At 73.4% G+C, this 5,194-nt stretch carries 7 protein-coding genes and 1 pseudogene; all 8 read right to left on the reverse strand.

The features are described from left to right. A partial coding sequence (locus AC2W7G_RS08840) for an SseB family protein (RefSeq protein ID WP_485868106.1) occupies nt 1-480 on the reverse strand: 480 nt, incomplete at its 3' end. Then, nucleotides 477-893: a PH domain-containing protein gene (locus AC2W7G_RS08845; protein ID WP_485868107.1), complete on the reverse strand. Its 417-nt coding sequence runs from the start codon at nt 891-893 to the stop codon at nt 477-479. The genes AC2W7G_RS08845 and AC2W7G_RS08840, both read right to left, overlap by 4 nt. A gap of 2 nt (nt 894-895) precedes the next feature. Then, nucleotides 896-1,741, reverse strand: coding sequence for an ATP phosphoribosyltransferase (hisG, locus tag AC2W7G_RS08850; protein ID WP_485868108.1), 846 nt, complete (start codon nt 1,739-1,741; stop codon nt 896-898). A 48-nt stretch (nt 1,742-1,789) separates the two neighbouring features. Then, nucleotides 1,790-2,052, reverse strand: a pseudogene (locus AC2W7G_RS08855) (phosphoribosyl-ATP diphosphatase). Nucleotides 2,053-2,073: 21 nt separating this feature from the next. Next, nucleotides 2,074-2,544 (reverse strand): 6,7-dimethyl-8-ribityllumazine synthase, encoded by a 471-nt coding sequence (gene ribH, locus AC2W7G_RS08860; protein WP_485868109.1) that lies wholly within the window; start codon nt 2,542-2,544, stop codon nt 2,074-2,076. Next, a complete protein-coding gene (locus AC2W7G_RS08865; protein ID WP_485868110.1) occupies nt 2,541-3,776 on the reverse strand; it encodes a bifunctional 3,4-dihydroxy-2-butanone-4-phosphate synthase/GTP cyclohydrolase II in 1,236 nt (411 codons plus the stop codon). Before AC2W7G_RS08865 ends, ribH begins: the two co-directional genes overlap by 4 nt. Further along, nucleotides 3,773-4,396, reverse strand: coding sequence for a riboflavin synthase (locus AC2W7G_RS08870; RefSeq protein WP_485868111.1), 624 nt, complete (start codon nt 4,394-4,396; stop codon nt 3,773-3,775). Before AC2W7G_RS08870 ends, AC2W7G_RS08865 begins: the two co-directional genes overlap by 4 nt. Further along, on the reverse strand, nt 4,396-5,194 hold a 799-nt coding region (locus AC2W7G_RS08875), incomplete at its 5' end, for a RibD family protein (protein ID WP_485868112.1). The genes AC2W7G_RS08870 and AC2W7G_RS08875, both read right to left, overlap by 1 nt.

Consider the following 5,194-nt stretch of genomic DNA (forward strand, 5'->3'; position numbering starts at 1 on the left):
GTGCGCACGGCTAGCGCGCCTCGACCCAGCCAGCCCCGCGGCGGTGCGCACCAGCGCCCGGCCGGCGGCGAGCTGGCGCACGTCGTCGCCGTCGATCGGCTGGAAGTGCGGGCTGGCGAGGTCGAGCAGGATGGCGTCCGCCCCCTCGTCGAGCGCGGAGACGGCGGCTGCCTGGCCCCACACCGGCACCGGTCGGGCCTCGGGGTTCCAGCGGGCCATCGTCTCCAGCGAGCTGAACGCGAGCAGGCCCTTGCGGCCGTCGGCGCCGGTCATGAGCACGGCGGCCATCTCGGCGTTCTTGTCGCCCTGGCCGGGGACGTGGTCCTCGCCCAGCATCGCGACGATCGGCACGAAGAGCCGGACCGAGCCGAGCACCGCCAGCACCCGAGCGGGGTCGCCGAGCGCCTCGGCCAGCTCGGGGTACACCCGACCGTCGTCCCCGGGGAACGCCGGCTCGGCGAGCGACGGGCGGTGGCTCATCGGACCCGGCTCCGGAGCCAGCTCAGCGCCTCGCGGGACTGCGCGCCGTCGCTGCCCTGGATGGCGAACAGCATGACCCGCTCGTCGTCCTTCGTCACGAGCGTCGGCCAGGGGGCGCCGGAGTTCATCGCGAACCCCGCGACGTCCGACCACGGGACGTGGCGGGTGCGGAAGCCGTTCGTGACGTGCAGCGCCTCGTCGTCGACGACGACCTTGCTGCGCCCGATGGCGTGCAGGCCGGCGAGGACGCCGACGAGCAGCAGGGCGATGGTCACGATCTCAGACGGGTGCCACTCGACGAAGTCGGGCAGGGCCACGCCGATGAAGGCGGACATGACGACCACGAGCACCGCCACGACGTACGCGACGACGCGGGCGCCCACGGGGCGGAAGGTGCGGGTCGACGAGGCCACGGTCAGATCCGGCAGCTGAGGATGTCGGTGACGAGGATGCCGCGGCCGCCGAGGGCGTACAGGTCGTCCATGACGCGCTGGCTGGCCTCGCGCGGCACCATCGAGCGCACGGCGACCCAGCCCTCGCGGTGCAGCGGCGACACCGTCGGGGACTCGATGCCCGGGGTCAGCTCGACCGCCTTCTCGACGTGCTCGACGCGGATGTCGTAGTCCATCATCACGTACGTCCGCGCGACGAGGACGCTGTCCAGGCGGCGCTTGAACGTGCCGTAGCCGGCCGGCTCGCCGGCGCCCGTGCGGGTGATGAGCACGGCCTCGGACGACAGGATCGGCTCGCCGAAGACCTCGAGGCCGGCCTGGCGCAGGGTGCTGCCGGTCTCGACCACGTCGGCGATGGCGTCGGCCACGCCCAGCCGGATGGACGACTCGACGGCCCCGTCGAGACGCACGACGGAGGCCTCGACGCCGCGCTCGGCCAGGTACGGCTGCACGATGCCCGGGTAGGACGTGGCGATGCGGGCGCCCTGCAGGTCCTGCAGCGACGACATGGCGCCGGCCGGGGCGGCCCAGCGGAAGGTGGAGCTGCCGAAGCCCAGCGCGGCCTGCTCGGTGGCGTTCGCGCCGGAGTCGAGCAGCAGGTCGCGGCCGGTGAGGCCGACGTCCAGCGTGCCCTCGCCGACGTAGATGGCGATGTCGCGCGGACGCAGGTAGAAGAACTCGACCTCGTTGTCGGCGTCGACGGCGACGAGGTCCTTGGTGGTGCGACGCTGGCGGTAGCCCGCCTCGGTGAGCATGAGGGAGGCGGCCTCGGCGAGGGCTCCCTTGTTGGGGACGGCGACCTTGAGCATCAGATTCCTAGCGGTAGAGGGGTGCGGTCGGTGACGGGGGTCAGCCCCTCACAGATGCGCGTACACGTCCTCCAGCGAGATGCCGGCGGCCAGCATCATCACCTGCGCGTGGTAGAGCAGCTGGCTCAGCTCCTCGGCCGTGCGCTCCTTGCCCTCGTGCTCGGCGGCCATCCACGACTCGGCGGCCTCCTCGACGAGCTTCTTGCCGATCTGGTGGACGCGGCGTCCAGCTCGGCGACGGTGCGCGAGCCCTCGGGACGGGTGGCGGCCTTGTCGGCCAGCTCGGCGAACAGCGTGTCGAAGGTCTTCATAGCGCTCCCGATCCTAGGTCGTCAGCCGACGCGGCGGAGCAGCGCCCACGTGGACAGCGCGGCCTCGACGGCCTCGCGACCCTTGTCCTCGCGGCTGTCGGGCAGGCCCGCGCGGTCGATCGCCTGCTCCTCGGTGTCGCAGGTGAGCAGGCCGAAGCCGACCGGGACGCCGGTGTCGAGCGCGACGCGCGCCAGCCCGTCGGTGGCCGCGGCGCACACGTACTCGAAGTGCGGGGTGCCGCCGCGGATGATGACGCCGAGCGCGACGACCGCGTCGAAGCCGTGCCTGGCGTACGCCTGGGCGACGAGCGGCAGCTCGAAGGACCCCGCCACGCGGACGAGCGTCACGTCGTCCACCCCGGCGTCGGCGAGGGCACGCTGGGCGCCACCGACGAGGCCGTCCATGACGACGTCGTGCCAGCTGGACGCCACGATCGCGACGCGCGCGCCCTTCGCGTCGACGGACAGGGTGGGTGCGCCGGCACCGCTCATGACAGGTCCTCCAGGTCGGTGAGGTTGGGAAGGTCGTGGCCCATGCGCTCGGCCTTGGTCTGCAGGTAGCGCAGGTTGTCGACGGTGGGGCGGACGACCAGCGGCATCCGCTCGGCCACCTTGACGCCGTACTGCTCCAGCGCGGTCTGCTTCAGCGGGTTGTTGGTGAGCAGCCGGACCGAGTCGACGCCCAGGTCGCGCAGCACCTGCGCGCCGGCGGCGTAGTCGCGGTCGTCCTCGCCGAAGCCGAGCTCGAGGTTGGCGTCGACGGTGTCGCGGCCCTCGTCCTGCAGGGCGTACGCCTGCAGCTTGTGCAGCAGGCCGATGCCGCGGCCCTCGTGCCCGCGCAGGTAGATGACGACGCCGGCGCCCTCGGCGGTGATCGCCGCCATGGACGCCTGCAGCTGCGGGCCGCAGTCGCAGCGGTGCGAGCCGAAGACGTCGCCGGTGAGGCACTCCGAGTGGAGCCGGGTCAGGACGCCCTCGCGGCCCAGGTCGCCGTGCACGAGCGCGACGTGCTCCGCGCCGCTCACCCGGTCGCGGTAGCCGAGCGCGGTGAACTCGCCGAACTCCGTGGGCAGGCGGGTCGTCGCCAGCCGGTCGACCTGGCTCTCGTGGAGCCGGCGGTAGACCTGCAGGTCCTCGATCGAGACCAGCGCCAGGCCGTGCTCGTCGGCGAACTCGCGCAGCTGCGGGGCGCGCATGAGCGTGCCGTCGTCGTTCATGACCTCGCCGATGACGCCGGCCGGCGTCAGCCCGGCCAGGCGGGCGAAGTCGACCGCGGCCTCGGTGTGGCCCGGACGCTCCAGCACGCCGCCCGGCTTGGCCCGCAGGGGCACGATGTGGCCCGGCTGGACGAGCTCGAACGGCTCGGTGGCCGAGTCGGCGAGCATCCGGCAGGTGCGGGCGCGGTCGGCCGCGGAGATGCCCGTGGTCACGCCGTCGCGGGCGTCGATCGAGACCGTGTACGCGGTGCGCAGCGGGTCGCGGTTGTGCGGCGTCATGAGCGGGATGGCCAGGCGGTCGAGGATCTCCCCCACCACCGGCGCGCACACCAGGCCGCTGGAGTGGCGCACGAGGAAGGCCATGAGCGCGGGCGTCGCCTTGCTCGCGGCGAAGATGATGTCGCCCTCGTTCTCGCGGCCCTCGTCGTCCACGACGACGATCGCCCTGCCCTCGCGGATGTCGGCGATCGCTCGCTCGATGCTGTCCAGGCGCACGTGCTCGCTCATGCGTCCGCTCCCTTCTGGGCGGCCAGGAGCCGCTCGACGTACTTGGCCAGGACGTCCACCTCGAGGTTGACGCGGTCGCCCGGCCGACGGGTGCCCAGCACGGTGTCGGCGAGCGTCACCGGGATGAGCGAGACGGAGAACCACGGGCCGTCGGGCCCGTCGTCCTCGACGTCGACGACGGTCAGCGACGTGCCGTCGACGGTGATGGAGCCCTTGGGCACCAGGTAACGGGCCAGCTCGGTCGGGACGCTGAACCGCACGACCTCCCAGTGCTCGCTCGGCGTGCGGTCCAGCACGCGGCCGGTGCCGTCGACGTGACCCTGCACGACGTGGCCGCCCAAGCGCTGGCCGGCGGCGACCGCGCGCTCGAGGTTGACCTCGTCGCCCACGGCCAGGTCGCCGATGGACGTCTTGTCGAGCGACTCGCGCATGACGTCGACGGCGAAGCTCTCGGCGTCCGGCTGGTCCATGACGGTCAGGCAGCAGCCGTTGACCGCGATCGAGTCGCCGTGCGCGGCGTCCGAGACCACCTTGGGGCCGCGCAGCACGAGGCGGACGGAGTCGCCGAGGTCGTCGATCGCGACGACCCGGCCCTTCTCCTCCACGAGTCCGGTGAACATCAGTCCATCTCCTCCCGGGGCGCGCGCTGCGGGCGCCCGACGATGCGGATGTCGGGACCGACGCGGGTGAGGTCGTCGATCTCGATGGGACGCAGGTCGGCCAGCGTCGTGGCCTCGCCCTCGAGCGCCGCGCGGCCGGAGCCGAGCAGGGCCGGGGCGATGTAGCCGATCACCCGGTCGACCAGGCCGGCCGCCCAGAACGCCCCGGCCAGGCGGGGGCCGCCCTCGAGCCAGGCGTGGTGGACGCCGTGGTCGCGCAGCTTGGTCAGCACGACCTCCGGGTCGCGCGACTGCACCATGAGCGTCGGGGCGACCCGGTCGAACACGCGGTAGTAGCGCGGGATCGTCGTCTCGCCGACCACGACGCGCAGCGGCTGCTGGTCGTAGGGCAGCGGCATGTCGTCCTCGTCGCGGACGGTCAGGCGCGGGTCGTCGGCGAGCACGGCGCCGGTGCCGGCGACGATCGCGTCGCACTCGGCCCGGTAGCGCTGCACGTCGCGGCGGGCGGCGGGGCCGGTGATCCACTTGCTGCTGCCGTCGGGCGCGGCGCTGAGGCCGTCCAGCGTGGCGGCGTACTTCCAGGTGACGAACGGACGTCCCTGGGTGACGGCGTGCGTCCAGGCCCGGTTGAGCTCCTCGGCCTCGTCGGTCAGCACGCCGCCGACGACGTCGACGCCGGCCGCCGCCGAGCGCGGCCGCTCCCCCGGCGGCGACCGGGTGGGGTCGGACTGGGCGGTAGACGACGGCGGCGGACGGCCGGCGTCCGAGCAGCGGCCGTGCGTGCCAGGGCCCGGTGCG

Source organism: Aeromicrobium sp. PFPM2_SD2, from assembly GCF_057364525.1.

Coding starts and splice junctions, on each gene's coding strand:
- AC2W7G_RS08865 (WP_485868110.1), bottom strand. CDS start 3,776: ATGAGCGAGCACGTGCGCCTGGACAGCATCGAGCGAGCGATCGCCGAC.
- AC2W7G_RS08870 (WP_485868111.1), bottom strand. CDS start 4,396: ATGTTCACCGGACTCGTGGAGGAGAAGGGCCGGGTCGTCGCGATCGAC.
- ribH (WP_485868109.1), bottom strand. CDS start 2,544: ATGAGCGGTGCCGGCGCACCCACCCTGTCCGTCGACGCGAAGGGCGCG.
- hisG (WP_485868108.1), bottom strand. CDS start 1,741: ATGCTCAAGGTCGCCGTCCCCAACAAGGGAGCCCTCGCCGAGGCCGCC.